The sequence below is a fragment of the Flavobacterium kingsejongi genome (genome assembly GCF_003076475.1).
In the GTDB taxonomy this organism is placed as follows: Bacteria; Bacteroidota; Bacteroidia; order Flavobacteriales; family Flavobacteriaceae; genus Flavobacterium; species Flavobacterium kingsejongi.
Genome location: NZ_CP020919.1, coordinates 3,440,285 through 3,460,461 on the forward strand (window position 1 = coordinate 3,440,285; position 20,177 = coordinate 3,460,461).

21 protein-coding genes are annotated in these 20,177 nt (G+C 42.5%); 9 read left to right on the forward strand and 12 right to left on the reverse strand.

Annotated features, from left to right (window positions below; genetic code table 11):
- Window positions 1-17: 17 nt before the first annotated feature.
- A complete protein-coding gene (locus tag FK004_RS15435) occupies window positions 18-548 on the forward strand; it encodes a GNAT family N-acetyltransferase (RefSeq protein WP_108738059.1) in 531 nt (176 codons plus the stop codon).
- Here FK004_RS15435 and FK004_RS15440 read toward each other — a convergent pair.
- Window positions 543-917: a nuclear transport factor 2 family protein gene (locus FK004_RS15440; protein WP_108738060.1), complete on the reverse strand. Its 375-nt coding sequence runs from the start codon at window positions 915-917 to the stop codon at window positions 543-545. The two genes, FK004_RS15435 and FK004_RS15440, sit on opposite strands and share 6 nt — an antisense overlap.
- A 359-nt stretch (window positions 918-1,276) precedes the next feature.
- On the opposite strand from FK004_RS15440, the gene FK004_RS15450 reads away from it, so the two are divergent.
- Window positions 1,277-1,810, forward strand: a complete 534-nt coding sequence (locus FK004_RS15450; RefSeq protein WP_108738062.1) for an SRPBCC family protein — start codon at window positions 1,277-1,279, stop codon at window positions 1,808-1,810.
- Between the two features lie 55 nt (window positions 1,811-1,865).
- Here the strand turns inward: FK004_RS15450 and FK004_RS15455 are convergent, their stop codons facing one another.
- The 4 genes from FK004_RS15455 to FK004_RS15470 form a co-directional block, all read right to left on the reverse strand.
- Window positions 1,866-3,314, reverse strand: coding sequence for an amino acid permease (locus FK004_RS15455; protein ID WP_108738063.1), 1,449 nt, complete (start codon window positions 3,312-3,314; stop codon window positions 1,866-1,868).
- A 22-nt stretch (window positions 3,315-3,336) separates the two neighbouring features.
- Window positions 3,337-4,341 carry an EamA family transporter gene (locus FK004_RS15460; RefSeq protein WP_108738064.1) on the reverse strand — a complete coding sequence of 335 codons (1,005 nt, stop codon included), beginning with the start codon at window positions 4,339-4,341 and terminating at the stop codon, window positions 3,337-3,339.
- A gap of 424 nt (window positions 4,342-4,765) precedes the next feature.
- Window positions 4,766-6,181: an aldehyde dehydrogenase family protein gene (locus FK004_RS15465; protein WP_108738065.1), complete on the reverse strand. Its 1,416-nt coding sequence runs from the start codon at window positions 6,179-6,181 to the stop codon at window positions 4,766-4,768.
- Between the two features lie 91 nt (window positions 6,182-6,272).
- Window positions 6,273-7,241 carry a hydrogen peroxide-inducible genes activator gene (locus FK004_RS15470; RefSeq protein ID WP_108738066.1) on the reverse strand — a complete coding sequence of 323 codons (969 nt, stop codon included), beginning with the start codon at window positions 7,239-7,241 and terminating at the stop codon, window positions 6,273-6,275.
- Window positions 7,242-7,420: 179 nt separating this feature from the next.
- On the opposite strand from FK004_RS15470, the gene FK004_RS15475 reads away from it, so the two are divergent.
- Window positions 7,421-7,837 (forward strand): OsmC family peroxiredoxin, encoded by a 417-nt coding sequence (locus FK004_RS15475; RefSeq protein WP_108738067.1) that lies wholly within the window; start codon window positions 7,421-7,423, stop codon window positions 7,835-7,837.
- A 74-nt stretch (window positions 7,838-7,911) separates the two neighbouring features.
- Here FK004_RS15475 and FK004_RS15480 read toward each other — a convergent pair whose 3' ends face one another.
- The gene (locus FK004_RS15480; RefSeq protein ID WP_108738068.1) at window positions 7,912-8,814 is read right to left on the reverse strand and encodes a magnesium transporter CorA family protein; all 903 of its coding nucleotides are present in this window, start codon (window positions 8,812-8,814) and stop codon (window positions 7,912-7,914) included.
- 471 nt (window positions 8,815-9,285) lie between these two features.
- Here FK004_RS15480 and FK004_RS15485 point away from each other — a divergent pair, with 471 nt between their 5' ends.
- A complete protein-coding gene (locus tag FK004_RS15485; RefSeq protein ID WP_108738069.1) occupies window positions 9,286-11,661 on the forward strand; it encodes a TonB-dependent receptor in 2,376 nt (791 codons plus the stop codon).
- 37 nt (window positions 11,662-11,698) lie between these two features.
- Entirely contained in the window at window positions 11,699-12,520 is an 822-nt protein-coding gene (locus FK004_RS15490) for a DUF4249 domain-containing protein (RefSeq protein ID WP_108738070.1), read from the forward strand.
- A gap of 76 nt (window positions 12,521-12,596) precedes the next feature.
- Here FK004_RS15490 and FK004_RS15495 read toward each other — a convergent pair whose 3' ends face one another.
- On the reverse strand, window positions 12,597-12,878 hold the full coding sequence (locus tag FK004_RS15495) for a UBP-type zinc finger domain-containing protein (RefSeq protein ID WP_108738071.1): 282 nt from the start codon (window positions 12,876-12,878) through the stop codon (window positions 12,597-12,599).
- 604 nt (window positions 12,879-13,482) lie between these two features.
- On the opposite strand from FK004_RS15495, the gene FK004_RS15500 reads away from it, so the two are divergent.
- Both FK004_RS15500 and FK004_RS15505 read left to right on the forward strand, forming a co-directional pair.
- Entirely contained in the window at window positions 13,483-13,860 is a 378-nt protein-coding gene (locus FK004_RS15500; protein ID WP_108738072.1) for a winged helix-turn-helix transcriptional regulator, read from the forward strand.
- Window positions 13,857-14,957 carry a DNA alkylation repair protein gene (locus tag FK004_RS15505; RefSeq protein ID WP_108738073.1) on the forward strand — a complete coding sequence of 367 codons (1,101 nt, stop codon included), beginning with the start codon at window positions 13,857-13,859 and terminating at the stop codon, window positions 14,955-14,957. Before FK004_RS15500 ends, FK004_RS15505 begins: the two co-directional genes overlap by 4 nt.
- Before the next feature lie 77 nt (window positions 14,958-15,034).
- Here the strand turns inward: FK004_RS15505 and FK004_RS15510 are convergent, their stop codons facing one another.
- The 3 genes from FK004_RS15510 to FK004_RS19340 all read right to left on the reverse strand — a co-directional run bounded on the left by FK004_RS15510 (window position 15,035) and on the right by FK004_RS19340 (window position 15,809).
- The gene (locus FK004_RS15510; protein ID WP_108738074.1) at window positions 15,035-15,352 is read right to left on the reverse strand and encodes a YchJ family protein; all 318 of its coding nucleotides are present in this window, start codon (window positions 15,350-15,352) and stop codon (window positions 15,035-15,037) included.
- Window positions 15,353-15,426: 74 nt separating this feature from the next.
- Window positions 15,427-15,654, reverse strand: a complete 228-nt coding sequence (locus FK004_RS15515) for a hypothetical protein (protein ID WP_108738075.1) — start codon at window positions 15,652-15,654, stop codon at window positions 15,427-15,429.
- A 2-nt stretch (window positions 15,655-15,656) separates the two neighbouring features.
- Window positions 15,657-15,809, reverse strand: coding sequence for a hypothetical protein (locus tag FK004_RS19340; protein ID WP_170108564.1), 153 nt, complete (start codon window positions 15,807-15,809; stop codon window positions 15,657-15,659).
- Between the two features lie 117 nt (window positions 15,810-15,926).
- On the opposite strand from FK004_RS19340, the gene FK004_RS15520 reads away from it, so the two are divergent.
- Together FK004_RS15520 and FK004_RS15525 are read left to right on the forward strand one after the other, a co-directional pair.
- Window positions 15,927-16,310: a helix-turn-helix domain-containing protein gene (locus FK004_RS15520; protein WP_108738873.1), complete on the forward strand. Its 384-nt coding sequence runs from the start codon at window positions 15,927-15,929 to the stop codon at window positions 16,308-16,310.
- Between the two features lie 84 nt (window positions 16,311-16,394).
- Window positions 16,395-17,156 carry an SDR family NAD(P)-dependent oxidoreductase gene (locus tag FK004_RS15525; protein ID WP_108738076.1) on the forward strand — a complete coding sequence of 254 codons (762 nt, stop codon included), beginning with the start codon at window positions 16,395-16,397 and terminating at the stop codon, window positions 17,154-17,156.
- Window positions 17,157-17,236: 80 nt separating this feature from the next.
- Here the strand turns inward: FK004_RS15525 and FK004_RS15530 are convergent, their stop codons facing one another.
- Together FK004_RS15530 and FK004_RS15535 are read right to left on the reverse strand one after the other, a co-directional pair.
- Complete coding sequence (locus FK004_RS15530) at window positions 17,237-18,367, reverse strand: cysteine desulfurase family protein (RefSeq protein WP_108738874.1); 1,131 nt, start codon at window positions 18,365-18,367, stop codon at window positions 17,237-17,239.
- Window positions 18,368-18,512: 145 nt separating this feature from the next.
- On the reverse strand, window positions 18,513-20,174 hold the full coding sequence (locus FK004_RS15535; protein ID WP_108738077.1) for an MFS transporter: 1,662 nt from the start codon (window positions 20,172-20,174) through the stop codon (window positions 18,513-18,515).
- Window positions 20,175-20,177: the final 3 nt, after the last annotated feature.

A 20,177-nucleotide genomic window follows, 5' to 3' on the forward strand; every position in this document is an offset into this window, starting at 1 on the left:
CCATATCAAAGAAAATAATGACAACCAATCATCAGCCTTACACTATTTATTTTGAAAAATATACGCCGGAGGACTTTGTCCTTTACAATAGCCTGGTGAATAGCGAACAGGTAATGGCTATGATTACAGAGCGGGCACTTACAGAAGAAGAAGCGCGGGTACAATTTGTCGAATTGCTACACAACAACACCTTACATCCTGACTTTGGACGTTTTAAAGTATTTGAAACCGAAACGAAAACCTATATTGGACTGGCTAAAATTGAAATACAATCCGGCATACTGACCGAAGCTGAATTGGGCTATATGGTAGTTCCGGAATATTGGGGTAAAGGTTTTGGAAAACAAATCGCAGCACTGCTTTTGGATATAGGCCTGAAACAGGAAACACTGGAAAAAGTAACTGCTATCATCGATCCTTCGAATGTGGCATCGCGAAAAATATTAATCCATCAGGGGTTCATCTCCGAAAAGATAGATATAATAGACGACCTGCCTACAGAAATACTTAGCAAAAGGCTAAAGCTGCTGGTGTCGGAAAAATTATAATTTTGTAGTAGTCCCGGCGATGACCAGCCACTTTCCATTCATAAAAGTCCAGGTCCGGGTATAAATAAAATCACCCTTAAAATCAATTCCCATATATTTCCCGCTAATGGTATTCGTGATATTGGTAATGGCAACATTATTAAAAATCCGTATCATTTTGTCTGTCACTACTAACGATTCGATGTGGAATTTTTCAGGATGCATCAGATCCATACTTTCGAGGCTGGTAAAAATTCGGCCAGCTTCATTTTTATAAACTACATTCGCATGGGTCAATCTTCGTATCTCGTCATAATCTTTAGTCAAAAAAGCTTTTGCAGCCCGATCTTCCAAATCCACTATAATTTCCTCATGTGATTTTATTCGCATATCGTATGTTTATTTTGCCTTGGCCAGCAAATATTCGCACAAAAGTACTATAATCGAACTAAAAGCCGGAACAATAACCCTATTTTTTTGATAGTGTTCACATTTAACTATCCCGACTGGAAGCATCTGTATTTTGATACTATGTCACAATTTAAAAAAAAACAAAATTATTTTTCCGCATTGGATCCCTCACAAACAACAATTATCATCAAACAATATCTTAATTTTATATTTATATATTACATTTACAATATATTCTTTCAAATGAAAGATTATTTTAAAAGTAGCGTGACAAAAATATACTACCGTTTTTTGATACACTACTCCGATTCCATTTTGTACCTTAAAAACTATAACACATGAGAATCCTGAAAAAAATCCTGTTGGTCATTATTGCAATTGTCCTACTGTTGTTGGTTGTAGCACTTTTTATCCCCAGGACGTATACCGTTACGGTTACCGAAACCATCCATGAGCCTTCTGATATTGTCTTCAATTATGTCAAGCTGATTAAAAATCAGGAAAACTACAGCGTTTGGGTAATGCAAGATCCCAATATCAAAATGGAATATATAGGCACTGATGGTACTGAAGGTTTTATTGCGCGATGGAACAGCCAGGAAGATGGTGTGGGTGAAGGCGAACAGCAGATTACGAAAGTGACTGCCGATCGTATTGAGGTCGATTTACGTTTCAAACGCCCTTTTGAATCCAGCCAGAAAGCAGCCACTTTTGTACAGCCACTTCCAGGGAACAGAACACTCATCACCACTGAATTTTACGGAAGCGATGCCTATCCGATGAATCTTTTATCCCTGCTTATTGGTAGAAAAATGATCCGTGATGCCCAAACAAAAAACCTGGAGAACCTCAAAAAAATCTTAGAGAAGTAACATGATGCCGACTCCCTCCCATAGCTTTGCAAAGCTATGGGAAAAAATAAGGTTCCTATTTTTTATTCCTAAGCTTACTGTGTTTTCGGCCATAAAACCAATAGAAAACAATTCCAATACCCATCCAGATCATCAGCCGGATCCAGCTTTCCAACGGGAGGCCAATCATAAGGAAAACACAGACCAATATCCCCAGTGCCGGAATAACAGGTACTCCCGGAACCCGAAACGGACGGTGAATCTCCGGGTTTGTATACCGCAAAAGTATAACACCCAGGGAAACCAATGAAAAGGCAAACAAGGTTCCAATACTGACCATGTGCCCCAAATCGGAAATTGGGACAAAACCCGCCAGTAATCCTACAAAAACCAAGAAAAACAAATTACTTTTCCACGGTGTTTTGAACCGGGAGTGGATATCACTAAAAAATGCAGGCAGTAGTCCGTCTTTGGACATACTATAGAATACCCGTGACTGTCCCATCAGCATAACTAATATCACCGAAGTATAGCCTGCTAGTATAGCAATAATAAGGGCACTGTTTAGAAAACTATATCCGGTAACGGCAAAAGCGGTAGCCGCCGGGCTGGCATCTCCTACAAATTCGGTATACGGTACCAATCCTGTCATTACATACGCAAAAACCACATACAATAACGTGGCAACCACCAACGATCCGATAATACCGATGGGCATATCCTTTTGTGGATTCTTGGCCTCCTGAGCCGCTGTAGAAACGGCATCAAAACCAATAAAACCGAAAAACACCACGGCAGCGCCCCGCACAATTCCCGACCATCCAAAATGCCCAAACGTTCCTGTATTTTCAGGGATAAACGGGCTATAATTTGATGGATTGATAAAAGCAAAACCCAAGGCGATAAACAGCACAATAACACTGATTTTTATAATTACCAAAAGATTGTTGAAAGCAGAGGATTCCCGCGTCCCTTTGGCCAATACCAACGATAAAAGCACCACTATACACACGGCCGGGAGGTTAATGATCCCCCCGCCTTCCAACAGGCTTCCATCGGCAAGCTTTACGGTATCAAAAGGGGAAGCCGTCAGTTGTGGTGGCAGTGACAAATGGAATTGTGCCAAAAGCTTATTGGCATAACTGGACCAACTGACCGCAACCGTAGCCGATGCCAAAGCATATTCCAATACCAGGTCCCAGCCAATAATCCAGGCCATCCATTCTCCAAGTGTGGCATAGGTATAGGTGTATGCTGAGCCCGCAACCGGGATCATAGAAGCATATTCGGCATAACTCAGCGCACAAAATGCACAGGCTATTCCGGCAAGGATAAAAGAAAGAATGACAGCCGGCCCTGCATTTTCTGAAGCGACAATCCCGGTTAAGGAAAATATTCCGGCACCTACGATAGCACCAATTCCCAGCGCGACCAGGTTAAAAGGTCCCAGGGAGCGGCGAAGCCCATTTTTTGTATCAGTTTCTTGTTCTGAAATCAGTTGTGCTATTGGTTTTTTAAAACGCATTGGAATCTAATTTTTATGGTAATTATAAATGAGTGATGTGTTTGTACGGGTGTGTCAGCCGGTTGAGGGTACGCTCCAGTTTACGAAAATGAACCCGCTTGCGTTTGGAGACTTTATAGTGGGCCATATTCGTAAATAGCACCCCTATCAGGATAATAAACAATCCTGTAAACTGATTTTTAGAAATACCTTCATTGGCCATAAACCAGCCAAAAAGTACTGCAACCACAGGATTGACATAGGTATGTGTACTCACCAGCGCCGGAGGCTTGATGGATAACAGCCAGATAAAGGAAAGATAGGCCACTACTGATCCGAAAATGATGAGGTAAACCAATGCCAGCCAGGCAGCTGCAGGAATTAGATTCCATTGGATTACCTGCCATTCTCCACGAAAGGACGCAATAATAAGGCTCGCAAGACCCCCGATTGTCAGCTGCTGCGCGACATTCATAAACAGCGACTGGGAGGAAGGCCTTTTTTTGGAATAGAGCGATCCTAAAACCCATAAGATGGAACTCACTACCAGCAGGCTGAAAGCGATTACCCGTATGTTGCTGTCGCCACTGGCTTCCACTGTCCCAAGACTATCTTTTAGGAACAGTACCAATCCGGCAAATCCAATGAGTAGGCCTCCACCAATAAAAGGATTGGAAAAATAGGCCTTCCAGTTTTTCTTATCGAGTACAATAAACCAAAATGGCTCACTGGCCATCACAATGGCAGCTTCTGTAGAAGTTACATATTGCTCCCCCCAGGCAACAAGCCCGACACCAGCGGCTAAAATAAGGATACCAGGTATCGCATTTTTTTTCCAGTTGGCGATTGAGTTGGGACGCTCTCCTTTGCGATAGAGCCAGAGCAATATCAACACACCAGCTACCAAAAACCGGAAGCCCGATAACAAGAAAGGCGGAAAACCTTTCAGCCCATAGGAAATGGCGAGGAATGTGGTTCCCCAAATGATATAAATACCGGTGAAAGCCAGTAGCACCCGTAATTTATGGTTGGTTGTGATTGAAGCCATAAGGATAAAGTATTAAATGATTAGATTGGGTTTGATGTCATAAAAAAAGCCCCTCCAGATGTATAATGAAGGGGCTTGGTAGATAGTGAAAAATACAACTATAAAAAGCTCCTGCAACACGAAGGCATAACCATAGGGCAGCAATTCATTTTCGTTAGGGGAAGCATAATAGTAATCATATCAATTGTAAATTATAGGGAATAAAAAAAGCCTTTCATAGTGGTATGAAAGGCTTTTATATAAGGGTGTATATACTTTATTTTCTGTAGGCCATATCATACAATAGATTCGTCGTGCAACACATCATGTTACAGAAAAATGGAATCATATTTTGGCTTTGTTTTGTCATTTCGCTGCAAATGTAGGATTATGTTTTGGAATAATTCTCAAAAAAATATTTTTTTTAACACTGCAATAATAACCGTTATACAATAATCGTTTTGGGCTCAAGGTATTCTTCCAGCCCAAAAACACCATATTCCCTACCCAGTCCGGACTGTTTGAATCCTCCAAAGGGCGCCATTGGATCATGGTTCAGGCAGTTTACCAATACCCTTCCGGCAACAAGCTGTCCTGCGACGCGATGTGCGCGTTCTGAATTTTCAGAACTCACATAAGCTTGTAATCCGTAATCGGTATCATTGGCGATCGTTATAGCTTCTGCTTCGGTCTTATACGTAATGATACAAAGTACCGGACCAAAAATTTCCTCTCGTGCAATACGCATGGTATTGGTCACATTTACAAAAGCTGTGGGTTTTACAAAATTCCCTGCTTCGAGTCCTTCAGGATGCCCGGTACCTCCAATCAGTACTTCGGCACCTTCATCAATTCCCAGCTGTATGTATTCCTGCACCCGCTCGTATTGCCGAACAGTGGCTAAGGGGCCTACACTGACGCCTTCCCGTGAAGGGGGCCCCGTTTGTACTGCTGCTATCGCTTTTTTAACCAATTCCTTTACCGTTTCCAATTGTGCTTCGGGAACCAACAGGCGGCTTCCAGCAATGCACGCCTGCCCACTATTTATAAAACAGGCCGCTACTGCCATGGGTATTGCCTTGGTAAGATCGGCATCGTCCAGGAGGATATTGGGTGATTTTCCGCCCAATTCCAGCGTAACCCGTTTTAGGGTATCTACAGCACCACGGGCAATGGCTTTTCCTACTGCAGTCGATCCGGTAAACGAAATTTTAGCAATATCAGGATGCCGGGTAAGTTCTGCTCCAACAACGTCTCCCCTACCATTTATAATCGAAAATACCCCTGCTGGCAATCCCGCTTCATGCAGGCATTCGATGACAATTTGGGTCTGCAGGGCGCTCAGTTCACTAGGTTTGATTACTGCCGTACAGCCCGCAGCAATAGCGGTAGCAAGTTTGTTGCAGATAAATGCAGCATTGGCATTCCAGGGCGTAATAATTCCTACTACACCTAAAGGTTCCATGATGACCTGTGAAGTGCCAACGGTACGTGAAAAATCAAAATCTTCCAGTACTTTTTTATAATTCAGAAAACTTTCCGCTGCCATAAGGTTAGATCCATATGCCCTGTCACGCGGTGCCCCATATTCGAGCATGGTGGCTTCTGTCAGGTCGCCTACCCTTTTCAGTACTGCGTCATGCAGGCGTTGCAGGTAGTCCATCCGTTCTGGAACCGTGGTTTTGGAAAATGTTGTAAAAGCGGCTTTCGCAGCTGCAATAGCTTCCCGGGTATCGGTAACATCCCCCAGGATTACCTGCCCGATAAGCGTTTGGTCACTGGGATTGATCAGGTCAAATTTTTCCTGTCCGTGGGGCTTTTGAAAAGCACCATTGCTGTAAATATGGTCAATACGTTTCATACGATTATTATTTGATTCAAAGTTCGGTCGTTATTTCTTTACCGACTTTGTTATAAAGCTCAATTAATTGTGTTAAAACGATCATTGTCTACTAAAAACCTTTCGTGGACTTTACAAAATAGGGTGAATCATTCCATTGGATTTTACGGTAGCTGAATTCTTTTTTCAGGGATTCGGGCAGGCAGCTCCACAGGGATTCACTCATTTTTTCCAGCAGCAGCTTACGCGAAAAACTTGCGGCGACTACCAAGCTAATTTCACGAACTGGTTTTGGGTCTGCAAAGGATTTATACAATTTATGATCCACTTCATGCGCGATTGAAAGTTCGGGTACTATTGCAAATCCGAGATCAGCACGTACCATATTTTTAAGGGTTTCTATGGAACTGATTTCATACGTAAACTGCCCTTTTATTTTCCGGCCATCTTCTATGGCACAAATGTCCAGCAATTGGGCATTGTAGCAATACTCATTTTGCAACAGCAGTAATTCCTGTCGGTCTTCCGGAAGCAATGCATAAAATTCCTGTCCTGCCATTGGGTGTGAGGGATACAGGTAGGCTACAAAGGGTTCATTGAATACCGGGTATTCCCGAAGTCCGGTGCGTCCTGTAGGAGTTGCCATCAGCGCCACATCGAGGACGCCTGTTTCCAAATCCTGCATCAGTTGCAGGGTGTGCGATTCTTTGATAGTAAAATGCATCTCCGGCAACGTGGCTTTTACCGCCGAAATAAACAAAGGAATCAGGTAAGGCGATAACGTACTGATTACCCCCAAACGGACTTCTCCCTGTAATGTATCTTTAGAATGAATAATAAAATCCCGGATCTCATCGGCTTCCCGCAGTATCTTCTTTGCTTTTTCAATAATTTCCATACCCAGTGCCGTAGGCTTTAAAGGGACTTTACTCCGATCAAAGAGCTGGATTCCAATTTCCTCTTCCAGGTTTTTCAGCTGTATGGTCAAGCCCGGCTGAGAAACATTGCATACATCTGCGGCTCTTGCAAAGTGACGGTATTCCTCCAATGCAATAATGTATTTCAGTTGCTGTAAGGTCATGGTTATATTTTTAATTTATAAAGGTAAAAAATTATTAATTTGATTTATATCTATTGCTGCTCTAAATTTGTCCTGTCGGTTGATAAGGCATTTACAAAAAGATAATCTGTTTATCCTACTGACAATCATCCTCGTATAAAAAAAAGTATTATTTTTAAGAACCACTAAAATTTATAATTATGAAATTTACAAGAAAGGCTAACGCCAACTGGAAAGGAACGGGAATGGAAGGAACGGGAACTATTACTACCCAAAGCACCACATTGGATAAAGCCCAATTATCCTTTAAAACCCGTTTTGCAGAAGGTGTAGGAACCAATCCTGAAGAACTGATTGCAGCAGCACATTCCGGCTGTTTTACAATGCAACTGAGTTTCCTGCTGACGGAAGCAGGATTCCCTCCCGCTGACCTGAATACGGAAGCCCGCGTTACTTTTGAAGATGGAGCCATTACCTTAATCCACCTGGAATTAAGTGGTGACGTACCCGGAATTACTGATGAAGCATTTCAGTCCGCAGCACAAAAAGCCAAAGAAATTTGCCCAATCTCTAAATTGCTGAATACCACCATTACTGTAACAGCAACCTTAGTGTAATTCTTTTCTCTCAAAAGACAAAAGCAGCCTTATGGCTGCTTTTGTCTTTTCTATCAACTTGTCTATTGCACCTCTTATAACCAGTGTTTTCGCCGGAACCAGAAAAAGATCACTACGGTTACGATGCCCATAGCGAGTAAGGATAAAGGATACCCCCAACGCTGTTCCAGTTCGGGCATAAACTTAAAATTCATACCGTAGATCCCGGCAATAAAAGTAAGCGGCATAAAGAAAACGGAAAAAATGGTCAGGATTTTCATTACATCATTCGTTTTACGGGCAGAAAGCGATAAATAAATGTTCAGTAAGTTATTGGCATCATCCTGTACCTGGTCGTACAAAGTCATTAATTTCAAATGAAGATCGCGAACATCTTGTAATGCAGGCCGGTCGTCTTTTTCTGCTTTGATCGATTTTACCACTTCATTCGTCAATAGCAATAATTTTTTACATAATCCGGCTTTACGTTTCAGGTAATAAATTCCTTCAATCATACCTGCAGGCACATTCTTCTTAAGGAATACTTTGGATTCATAATAGTCGATCTGTTCTGATAATTTGAATGCCGGGGCTTCATAAGAATGCAGCATTTCACGAATCAGTTTTATGGCCATTGCCGTAGTCGTTTTCAATTTGTCCTCTACAATACAGCCTTCATGAATCTCCTTCATAACCGGTTGGGCAGAACGATGGATCGTAATAATAAAATGGTCATTAAAAAAAACGGCTACTTTGGTACTCAGGTCGCGTACCGTTTGTTCATGCTTTTTAGAATGCTCCAATATCCTGACAATAAAGAAATGCGTATTGTTGTGCTCTTCATATTTTGGCAGGTGATCGGGATCGAGGCTATCAATAAGCGTATAAGGATTGAGCTCATATTCTTTACTTACCGTCTCGAGTTCTTCGCGTGTAGGACTGGTAAGGTCAATCCAGGTTATGTCTGAATTTTTGAATTGGTGTTTTGCTACAGCCATGTAAGGTGGTTTATTGGTGTGTTAAATTTAGTACTTTATTAAAGTCAAAAGTGTGAAGGAATCGTGAAAAATAGCAACAACAGCTAATTCTAATAAAATCCGGATACAATAGTTAAGATTAACCCCTCCTATCGTTACAAAAATCGCCTGCCTGACAAGCATCTATTTAAAAGTAAATAAACTCTAAAATGACATGCAGGTTATTATTTAGGCCTAAAATTGATATGGAATGTAACTTTTAACCCGATCCTACGACTGATACAGTCGGCCCTATTTTTGGTTTTCTATAGGAATGGACTACGAGACCGTTGATTTCCGTGAGCTACCAGCATTCCCACTGATCTTTATCACTTCAGTACATAACATTATTTTGTAAGAAAAAATAGCACAACATTTATAACAAAACGAAAAAATAATCGTTTTGTAAACATATTATTCGTCCTTAATCATCTTATTTAAACAATAATCCTAATGAATATAAGAGTACTTTTTGTTTTCCTCCTTTTATTTACTACAGTTACGAAAGTATTTTCACAAGAGAAATACACACTAAGCGGCACTATTTCTGATGGTGCCAGTAATGAGACCCTGATTGGGGTCAACATTTATGTCCCAGCCTTAAAAATTGGAACTACTACTAACGAATATGGATTCTATTCCCTGACTTTACCTGCGGGAACACATACGGTCGAAATCAGTTATATGGGATTTAGAACCCAGGAGCAACAAGTAAACCTGACCAAAAATACCAAACTGACCATTGCGATGAACGGTGATGGTGAAGAACTGGAAGAAGTTGTGGTAAGTACCGACCGGGTACGATCCAACATCCGAAAACCGGAGATGAGTGTCAGCAAGCTCTCTATGGAAACCATTAAGAAAATGCCGGTGGTCATGGGCGAAGTCGATGTATTAAAATCGATATTGCTCTTACCTGGTGTGACCAATGCCGGTGAAGGTGCTTCAGGCTTTAACGTGCGCGGGGGTGGTGCCGACCAAAACCTCATCTTACTGGATGAAGCCACTATTTACAATTCCTCCCACGTTTTCGGTTTCTTCTCGGTGTTTAACCCGGATGCGATTAAAGACCTTAAATTATATAAAGGTGGCATTCCTTCCCGTTATGGTGGCCGTGCTTCTTCTGTCCTGGAAATCTACCAGAAAGACGGAAACTCCAAAGAGTATCATGTAAATGGGGGAATTGGGCTCATTTCAAGCCGTATATTGGCCGAAGGGCCTATCGTAAAAGATAAAGGATCGTTCCTGATCGGCGGAAGGGCTTCCTATGCCCACCTCTTTCTAAAACTGGCCGATAATGATAATTCTGCTTATTTTTATGACCTGAATGCCAAGCTGAACTACAAGCTGAACGATAACAACAGCCTTTTCCTGTCCGGTTATTTCGGAAGGGATGTCTTCGATCTCGCCGGCAGCTTTACCAATATCTATGGTAACTCTACGCTAAACCTGCGTTGGAACCACCTGTTTTCCGACAAACTGTTTTCTAACCTTTCCGTTATTTATAGTGATTATTACTATGGGCTCGACATTGACCTCATTGGCTTCAAATATGAATCCGGCATCAAAAATTATAATATCAAATACGATTTCAGGCATTATGTATCGGATAAACTGAAACTGAACTACGGGGTAAATGGCATCTATTATGATTTTAATCCGGGAATTATCAAACCTACCAGTGAAGGTTCCGGGGTGAATTATAAAAAGCTGGAGCAGAAATATGCTTTTGAACCTTCCCTTTACCTGGAGGCAGAGCAACAGCTCTCCGATAAAATATCGGTCATGTATGGTTTGCGCTACAGTATGTTTTACCGTTTGGGTTCCGGCAATGTAAATAGCTATGCTAATGATCAGGCGGTCACTTTTAACCCGTTGTTCCAGATTTATGAAAAAGGGGTGCCTATTGGTACTAAACATTACGACAGCAATGAAGTAATTCAGTCCTATGACAATTTTGAACCCCGGTTAGCAATATCGTATGCCCTGAATGATGACCAGTCGGTAAAAGCCAGCTACAACCGTATGACGCAATACCTTCAACTGGTTTCCAATACCTCTTCCCCTACACCTTTGGATATCTGGACGCCAAGTGATAGCTTCCTGAAACCACAAATTGCAGATCAGGTAGCCGTAGGGTATTTCCGAAATTTTAAAAATGACGAATACTCCTTTGAGTTTGAAACCTATTACAAACATATTAAAAACCGACTGGACTATATTGATGGTGCCGACCTGATTGCCAATGAGGCGATAGAGCAGGTAGTCCTGAACGGGCAGATGCGTACCTATGGGGCTGAATTCCTGTTGCGAAGGAATACCGGCAGGCTGACTGGATGGATTTCCTATACACTCTCGCGCTCTGAACAGCAAACGCCGGGCAGGACACCTGCAGAAACCGGTATCAATAATGGAAATTGGTACAAGTCAGCCTATGATAAAACCCATAACCTTGCCGTGACAAGTGCTTATGCACTGAATAAAAAATGGTCTTTTGGAGCAAGTTTCGCCTTACAATCCGGACAACCGGTTACCTACCCTAACGGACAATATGAATACCAGGGCATTACAATCCCAAGTTATGGGCAACGGAATACCGATCGCCTTCCGGTTTACCACCACCTTGATATTTCAGCAACCTATGTACCGAAACCCGATCGGAAAAAGGGCTGGCAGAGCGAGTGGGTATTTAGTATTTATAACCTCTATAACCGTAGCAATGCGGCATCGGTAAGTTTCAGGCAAAACGAAACTTCCGGTATCAATGAAGCGGTACGCCTGTCGATCTTTGGCCTTGTACCCGGAGTAAGTTATAACTTCAAATTCTAAGCTGCACCACAGTATTTATAAACACAAATTACCGATTATGAAAAAGATATTCCATTATACCACACTACTGCTTGTCCTGATACTAACTGCCTCCTGTGAAGATGTCATTGATGTGGATGTTACCACGGCTGCCCCAAAATTGGTGATTGACGCGTCGATCAACTGGCAAAAAGGCACAATAGGCAATGAGCAAAAAATCAAACTAACCATGACGACGGGCTATTTTGAAAATACAATCCCTGTAGTATCCGGCGCTACGGTATACATCACTGATGCCAATAATGTGGAATACCAATTTGTGGAAGAATTTCCGGGTACCGGGCTCTATTTTTGCCATAACTTTCAGCCGGTACTGCTTACCGATTATGTCCTTACAGTAATTCATGATGGCGAAACCTATACGGCTACAGAGACCTTACAAGCTGTTCCACCGATTGACCAAATCGTGCAACGTAATGATGGTGGATTGACCGGAGATGAAATTGAGATCAAGACGCTCTATACGGATAATGGTGCTACCGACGATTATTATATGATCCGCTATAAGCCGAGCTTTTCTGCTATTGCGTATCTCGATGTGCAGAGTGATGAATTCTTCCAGGGCAATCAAATGAGCGATATCTTCTTTCATGAAGACCTCGATCACGGCCAGCATGTCGAAATAACCCTATCCGGAATTTCCAGAACCTATTACAATTACATGACCATATTAAACAATATTGTCGGTGGTGGAGGCCCTTTTCAAACTCCTCCGGCAACATTAAGGGGAAATATTATCAATACCACCCATTTTGATAATTATGCCCTGGGATTCTTTAGTATGTCCGAAACCGATTACCGGGATTATCTGGTAGAATAAAACATGTAGCATAGCACACAGTAACAAAGGACCGGTATATCATGTATACCGGTTTTTTTAGGACCACAGGTGGAGGTTATTCTGCAGTACTGTATTTCATATAAATCCGATCGGGATAACACCAAAGCCAATGTTCTCCAACTTCTGCAGAAGCAATTACAGGATGTCCCGTTGTCTCACAATGCCGGTTCATATGCTGTTCCGGGGAATCACTACAGCATAGTGTTACACCACAGGACTGACAGGTACGTAAATGCACCCAGCTGCCATCTGTTTTAATACATTCCTCGCAAACATCGCTACCCTTTTGGACACTATCGATGCGATCAAGATGGATACAGTATACTTTCTTTTCCATAACTAAAGTATTTCAGTATAAATTTAATAAATTAATGTTGTCCTGCCCAGTTTTTCAGCAGTTGCTATGGAATGCAATCTAAAAGTATATCATACTTCTAAAGCTACTGATGTACACTATTTTGAAATAATCCTTCTCTCCAATACAACACCTGTAACAATCGGGGATTTAATGGGTATTCAATGCCTTTTTAGGGTATCCCGATACGTCCTAAGTGTGGTCGCGATACGTCCCAAGTGTGGTCGGTATACGTCACCTGGCGTGTCGCGATACGTCTCAAGTGTGGTCAATATACGTCCCAAGTGTGGTCGCGACACGTTACCTGACGTGTCATGATACGTTGCCTGACGTGTCGTAATATTGACTAAAAACCAAAAAAACGAAACGGAAGCGAACTAAAAGACCTTCCGCTGGCAGACTATATACGTACTCGTGACAAACACTATCGAAATACCGACGAAAAGCAAATACTACACCGGTATACCCATTTCAACAGGCACTATTTTGTTTTACAATGCTCTTATCAATCCCACAATCGGTAATTCCGTATACGGATTAATTTATCCCTATAGCGGAATCGTTATGAATTGCTTAATTTTGCCTTATGTATGAACGGAAAATCCCTTTAAAGCCGGAATGTGGCCTGGACCTGATCCGGGAAGTTGTATATGGCAAATGGAAAATACACCTCCTGTATTATATCGCCCAGGGCATACAACGTCCTGGAGCCTTACAGCGACAGATTCCCGATGCTACCCGCCGGGTATTGAACGTACAACTCAACCAGCTCGAAGCCCATGAACTGGTTACTAAAATTATTTATCCCGAATTACCTCCTAAGGTAGAATATCAGTTAACGGAACTGGGGAAAACCCTGATTCCCGTGATCAACGCCATGGGGGAATGGGGCGATACCCATAAAGAACAACTCCGTAAAGCAGTAGAACGAAATTTACTGATCCCTGAAAAAATAGTATCATGAGCGCCTTAAAAGATCTTTACTCCCTCCCTTTTTATGACCGGTTTGCTTCGGTATTGGAAAAAACGCTTCCGGATTTTAACCGCGAGCATTTTATAGCACAAATTTTTGATGAAACATTTGCTCAAAAAGAACTGAAAGCCCGGATGCACCATACCACGCTGGTACTGCACCAGTTTTTACCCGCCGATTTTGGGGCCGCAGCCGGTGTATTGATTCACATTATCCGGCAATTGCAAAAAGAACAATTTGGAGAAGACGGACTGGTGTTTATATTTTTTCCGGATTATATCGAAACCTTCGGACTGGACGATTACGATCATGCCATCCAGGCTTTGGAAGAGACTACACAATTTGTAAGCTGTGAATTTGCCGTAAGGCCATTTATTTTAAAATATGGCGCACGTATGCTCTCCCAAATGAGTTCCTGGTCCCTACATCCCAATTATAAGGTACGCCGTCTTGCCAGCGAAGGCAGCCGTCCAAGACTACCGTGGGCCATGGGATTACCGGCTCTCAAAAAAGACCCGGCACCTATCCTTCCCCTGTTGGATAATCTTAAAAATGATCCTTCCGAGTGGGTACGCCGCAGTGTCGCGAATAGCCTTAATGATATTGCCAAAGACCATCCACAGGTAGTACTTGATATCGCCCGGAAATGGAAAGGCATCAGTAAAGAAACCGATGCGATTATCAAACACGGGAGCCGTACCCTATTAAAACAGGGGCACGCCGAAATATTAAGCCATTATGGACTGGATAATGAAGGATTGGACTGGGGAAATTTTACGGTTATTACGCCCACAGTTAAAATAACGGAAGCATTACAATTCCGTTTCGCAATTGCAAATACTGGAGCCATAGCCAAAACAGTACGTCTTGAATATGCCCTATATTACAATAAAGCGAATGGACAGCTGTCCAAAAAAGTATTTAAAATCAGTGAGCGCATATTCCAGCCGGGCCAAAGCGAAACGATAACACGCAACCAATCCTTCCGGATCATTACCACCCGAAAGTTCTATATCGGTGCCCATAAAGTATCACTTATCATCAATGGGAGTGAAAAGGAATTGCTGGAGTTTGAATTGGTGGGTTAACATAATACCCAATCGCTAAAATCAATGAGATAGCATTACTTCTTCTCCGGTACTTTCATCCTATGATTCAAATGGGATTAATAAAACGTACCATCAACATAGAACCATTGAGTACCATCAAACCGGAAAGTCGATCGCTCATGATGTACCTGTGCCTGTAATTGGGAATCCAGAAAATAGGCCTTGAATTCTACGCTATTTTGGGCTGCACTGATAATTTCGAGCCGCAGCCAGTTGTTGGATTTAGACCATTCCAGAATATCCGATTTAGAATGGTACTTTCTCCGGGAGCTATCTGTTGTGGCCACGAGGTAATCCGCAGCCTGAACCACATAGGCCGAATAGCGGGAGCGCATCAGTGCTTCCGCAGTAGGCGCCTTCTGCCTCCCATTGATATAAGGGCTGCAACATTCTTTGAATGAACGTCCGGAACCTCAATAACATGTTGGATCAGTCTCCATACCTCTGATTATGCTTCGGGAGTATGGATCTTTTGATACAATTGGTTCAGCAATACCTGGTAATGGCTGATTTCCACCAAATCGGCATCATCATCAGCATGATCCATGATACTGTCCAGGTCTTCCCCTGCGTCTTCCAGTTTGATTGTCGCTTCCGCATATTCTTTTTTAGCAATCAGGTCGATAATTTCCTGTACCGTATTCTTTAATTTAATAAGGGCATTGGCATTTTCCATAGTTATTCTTTTATTTCGGAGTCTAGTGTATTAAATTTTGCCTGGATCTGTTTTAACTTCTCTTTGCGCAGTTGTTCTGCCTCTTTTTCCCGGCTTTTCTTCTGGTCCACTTTTTTCTTGTGGGCCAGCCGATTGGTTTCATTACGTCGTCCCATGCTGTTTTCATTTTGGTGACCGCTGCAAATATAGTAAATGTAAAATGAGACTATGGCAAGTAGGGATTGCAAAAATTACGTACTTTAGAGGTATTGTTTCACCTCCTTATCCATTTTATGCCTGTACCCAAAAAAATATTAAACCGGAAAGATGAGATTACAGCAGATTTTCTGGCAATAATGGAAAAGCACATCCACGACCTGATGGAAGGACGCGATCGTTCCCGTTTTGGAGCCAGTACTTTTGCGGCCCGTTTATTCATCCACCCCCGGCATCTTACCAATACTATAAAACTGACCACCGGAAAATCACCCTGCGAATTTATGGAAGAACGCATTCTATTGGAAGCGCAGCAATTACTGGAAGAAACACCGCTTCCTATTGCCGACATTGCGCTAAAGTTCGGTTATGAAGAGCCCGCCAATTTTACCAAATTCTTTAAAGGCATGGCCGGGAACACCCCCTTGCAATACCGTAAAAAAAGCCAGGTCATGCTATAAAATACTGAAGAGTACACCATTTTTGAGGCAATTGCTCCCATTACCTTTGTCCTGTTCATAATGATAATCTAAAAAACAGTAAATATGAAACCTACTAAAATTGCATTAGTTACTGGCGGAAGCCGCGGATTAGGAAAAAACATGGCGCTTAGCCTCGCCCAAAAAGGACTGGATGTACTCCTTACCTACCACAGTAAAAAAGAAGAGGCACTGGAGGTGGTAGCAGAAATCCGCAAAATCGGGCAGAAAGCTACAGCATTACAACTGGACACTGCCAATAGTAAAAGTTTTGATGGTTTTATTACCGAAGTCAAAGCTGCTCTGCAATCCGATTTTGGTGCTGATAAAATCGATTACCTGGTCAATAATGCCGGAATTGGTATTCACGCCTCTTTTGCAGAAACAACCGAAGAACAGTTTGACACCCTGGTAAATATCCAATACAAAGGAGTATTTTTCCTGACACAGAAAGCATTACCCATATTGGCCGACGGCGGTGGGATCGTTAACCTTTCCACAGGACTGGCACGTTTCAGCCTTCCGGGATATGCCGCATATGCCGGGATGAAAGGTGCTGTAGAAACCCTGACAAAATATTTAGCAAAAGAACTTGGACCCAGAGGGATTCGGGTGAATAGCGTAGCGCCTGGTGCCATCGAAACCGATTTTGGCGGTGGCGTAGTACGGGATAATGCTGAAGTTAATGCCTTTATTGCTTCCCAAACTGCGTTAGGCCGTGTGGGCCGTCCGGATGATATCGGAGGCGTTGTTGCTTTCTTATGCAGTGATGATGCCAAATGGGTCAATGCACAGCGTATTGAGGCTTCCGGGGGAATGTTTTTATAAATCGTCTTTATAGAATCTGTAAAACCAGAAAGCCGCCTGATGTACTTCAGGCGGCTTTCTGGTTTTTAATATGGTACTCGCTATGCAATACTTTGTAAGGCCGTAATCAGCAAATCGATGTCTTCACGTGTATTGTAATGGCTGAATGAGATCCGCAATGATGGTTTTTTAAGATCCTCTTCGCTTAAAATTTCTTTGAGCACATGTGACGGACGAATGCTTCCTGACTGACAGGCGCTTCCGCGGGATACAGCAATACCTTTCATATCCAGGTGGAATAAAATCATGGCCGTTTTCTCTGCTGAAAAGGGAAACAATATATTGATAATATTATAAAAAGAATCCGCATGTTCACCGTTAATTGTGCTTCCTGGAAAATGCAGCCCTACTTGTGCTTTCAGGTACTCTTTTAAATCCCCAATAGCTTCTTTTTCTATGGCTAATGCCGAATAGGACAACTCCAATGCTTTTGCCATTCCGGCAATATTGTGCAGTGCTTCCGTTCCCGGCCGCAATCCTTTTTCCTGTTCCCCTCCAAATAACATCGGCTGTATGTTCGCTTTTTTATTAATGTACACAAAACCGATCCCTTTTGGCCCATGGAATTTATGAGCACTCGCTACGATAAAATCAACCGGCAGGTTATGAAGGTCAAAAGGGAATTTCCCAACAGACTGTACGGTATCAGAATGAAAATAGGCATTGTACTGGTGGCAGATACGCCCGGTAAGTGCCAGGTCGAGTACCGTTCCGGTTTCATTATTCACATGCATTAAGCTCACCAGCGTCGGGATATTGTCGCTCAGTAAAGCCGTCAGGTGGGTCAGGTTGATTTCACCATTCGGTTTCAGGTCGACATAAGCCACTTTTACCTTTCCTTCGCGCTCCAATACTTCCAGTGGATGCAGCACTGCATGGTGCTCAATGCGACTGGAGATAATACGGGTCACCTTGAGATCTTTTACAGCACTATTCAGGATCCAGTTGTTGGCTTCGGTGCCCCCGGAAGTAAATATAATTTCCTGGGAAGCCGCCCCCACTAATTTAGCAATGGTCTTTCGGGAAGTCTCCAGTATCACTTTAGCCGTTCTTCCAAAACTATGTGTGGAAGAAGGATTACCATAATCTTCCTCTAAAACCCGGGTCATTGTACCAATTACCTCCGGCCGTAAGGCTGTGGTTGAGGCATTGTCTAAATATACTTTTTTCATCGCAGCAAAATTACTAAAAAGTTTGCTGCTTCCGCCTTTTGGATCCAGGGAATTCCATCCCACAAAAAAACCGGACAGTTGTCCGGTTTTATAAAATATTATAATAATTCGTCTGGAGCAGTTTCCTACCTTCCACATCTTACATTTAGTGTCCTGCACCTACTTCTATTTCATGATCGATTCCCTGTTCTTTCAATATTCGGATTACTTTCCAACCATAAAAGGCCAGGTAAGCAAAACACAATACCGGAATAAAGTAGGATTCATGAATTCCGATGATATCAGATATTTTCCCCTGAAGCGGTGGTATAATTCCGCCACCCAGGATCATCATAACCATCAGGGCAGAACCTTGTGAGGTATATTTTCCGATACCGGCAATGCCTAAAGAGAAAATGGCAGGCCACATAATACTACAGAATAATCCGCCACTCATAAAAGCATAAATTGCAGTAGTTCCTGTAGTAGCCAAACCGATTAGCATAGAAATCATCCCTAAAATACCGAAGATCATCAATGTTTTTGCCGGACGGTCCTGGCCCAGGAAGAAACCACCAATTTGTATCAGGATAAGTCCTGCATACGCATACAATGGCGTAATATCCTGCCCTGAAATAGCATTTGCTGCCAACACCACACCAAATGCGATATAAGGCACTATAATCAGTAATATTTTTCGTAATGAATTCGAAGGGTTAAATACCGTTATAGCACCCGCCCATCGACCGATCATCATACTTCCCCAATACATGGAAATAAAAGGTGCGATAGCCGATCCGGTGATATTTCCAAAAGCATCAGTCCCCAATAATTCCCCCAGGTTACTCTGGATCGTTACTTCTACCCCAACATAGGTAAAGATACCCAGCATCCCCAATACCAGTTGTGGATACCGCATCGCTCCCCATCCTTCCGGGCTCTTACGTGCGGCAGTATTGGCAAACAATAAGCCCAGGACAATGATTAATAACGTTGATATGGTAAGGCCAAGCCCTAAATAATCTTTTTCCTTGTTTTCGATAAAACGGGTCACAAACTCCGGATCTTCATAACGGGAGAAGATATAAGCAAAGATGACAATCAGTGCTGCAGTAATGATCAGTAAGGTATTAAGTGCTTTTTTAGCGGGCTCAAACGTAGCTGGCAATTTACCGGCAGGAAGCTTTTTAGAGAAAAAGAATAATCCCGCTGCAATAAGGAACAACGCCCCTACAAAAACATACAGGATCTCCATTTTGTCTAACGAATCTGCTTTTTGTGCAAATTCTTCAATATTTACACCTGTCGCCACTCCAAATAGTGCAATTGAAACTACAATCGGCCCGATGGTGGTTCCAAAAGAGTTGATCCCTCCAGCAAGGTTCAGTCGGTTTGATGCTGTATGTGCCGGGCCTAAAGACGCTGCAAAAGGCTGTGCTGAGGTTTGCTGTAATGAAAACCCAAGGGCTACAATAAATAAAGCCCCCAGGATCATATAATAATTCCCCTGGCTTACGGCAAAAATCATTGCTGCTGCACCTACAGCACTAATCAGCAAGCCGTTGATGATTCCCTGTTTAAATCCCCAGGCATTCAGGATGTCTTTCTTGATAAAGCTGCTGAATGCAAATAATAGTAAAGCGCCCAGATAGTAAGCCCCATAAAAGGCAAAATCGATCAGCTGGCTCTGGAATTGATCCAGTCCAAATTTCGCTTTACAAAAAGGGATGAACACCCCATTCGAAGCTCCGATGAATCCCCAGAAGAAAAACACCGTAATCAGCGTATAAAGCGCAGGATAATTGGTTTTGGTTTCGTTGTTATACATAAT

Excerpts from the sequence above, each read along its gene's own strand:
- FK004_RS15435 (WP_108738059.1), top strand. The coding sequence starts at position 18 with ATGACAACCAATCATCAGCCTTACACTATTTATTTTGAAAAATATACG.
- FK004_RS15440 (WP_108738060.1), bottom strand. The coding sequence starts at position 917 with ATGCGAATAAAATCACATGAGGAAATTATAGTGGATTTGGAAGATCGG.
- FK004_RS15450 (WP_108738062.1), top strand. The coding sequence starts at position 1,277 with ATGAGAATCCTGAAAAAAATCCTGTTGGTCATTATTGCAATTGTCCTA.
- FK004_RS15455 (WP_108738063.1), bottom strand. The coding sequence starts at position 3,314 with ATGCGTTTTAAAAAACCAATAGCACAACTGATTTCAGAACAAGAAACT.
- FK004_RS15460 (WP_108738064.1), bottom strand. The coding sequence starts at position 4,341 with ATGGCTTCAATCACAACCAACCATAAATTACGGGTGCTACTGGCTTTC.
- FK004_RS15465 (WP_108738065.1), bottom strand. The coding sequence starts at position 6,181 with ATGAAACGTATTGACCATATTTACAGCAATGGTGCTTTTCAAAAGCCC.
- FK004_RS15470 (WP_108738066.1), bottom strand. The coding sequence starts at position 7,241 with ATGACCTTACAGCAACTGAAATACATTATTGCATTGGAGGAATACCGT.
- FK004_RS15475 (WP_108738067.1), top strand. The coding sequence starts at position 7,421 with ATGAAATTTACAAGAAAGGCTAACGCCAACTGGAAAGGAACGGGAATG.
- FK004_RS15480 (WP_108738068.1), bottom strand. The coding sequence starts at position 8,814 with ATGGCTGTAGCAAAACACCAATTCAAAAATTCAGACATAACCTGGATT.
- FK004_RS15485 (WP_108738069.1), top strand. The coding sequence starts at position 9,286 with ATGAATATAAGAGTACTTTTTGTTTTCCTCCTTTTATTTACTACAGTT.
- FK004_RS15490 (WP_108738070.1), top strand. The coding sequence starts at position 11,699 with ATGAAAAAGATATTCCATTATACCACACTACTGCTTGTCCTGATACTA.
- FK004_RS15495 (WP_108738071.1), bottom strand. The coding sequence starts at position 12,878 with ATGGAAAAGAAAGTATACTGTATCCATCTTGATCGCATCGATAGTGTC.
- FK004_RS15500 (WP_108738072.1), top strand. The coding sequence starts at position 13,483 with ATGTATGAACGGAAAATCCCTTTAAAGCCGGAATGTGGCCTGGACCTG.
- FK004_RS15505 (WP_108738073.1), top strand. The coding sequence starts at position 13,857 with ATGAGCGCCTTAAAAGATCTTTACTCCCTCCCTTTTTATGACCGGTTT.
- FK004_RS15515 (WP_108738075.1), bottom strand. The coding sequence starts at position 15,654 with ATGGAAAATGCCAATGCCCTTATTAAATTAAAGAATACGGTACAGGAA.
- FK004_RS19340 (WP_170108564.1), bottom strand. The coding sequence starts at position 15,809 with ATGGGACGACGTAATGAAACCAATCGGCTGGCCCACAAGAAAAAAGTG.
- FK004_RS15520 (WP_108738873.1), top strand. The coding sequence starts at position 15,927 with ATGCCTGTACCCAAAAAAATATTAAACCGGAAAGATGAGATTACAGCA.
- FK004_RS15525 (WP_108738076.1), top strand. The coding sequence starts at position 16,395 with ATGAAACCTACTAAAATTGCATTAGTTACTGGCGGAAGCCGCGGATTA.
- FK004_RS15530 (WP_108738874.1), bottom strand. The coding sequence starts at position 18,367 with ATGAAAAAAGTATATTTAGACAATGCCTCAACCACAGCCTTACGGCCG.
- FK004_RS15535 (WP_108738077.1), bottom strand. The coding sequence starts at position 20,174 with ATGTATAACAACGAAACCAAAACCAATTATCCTGCGCTTTATACGCTG.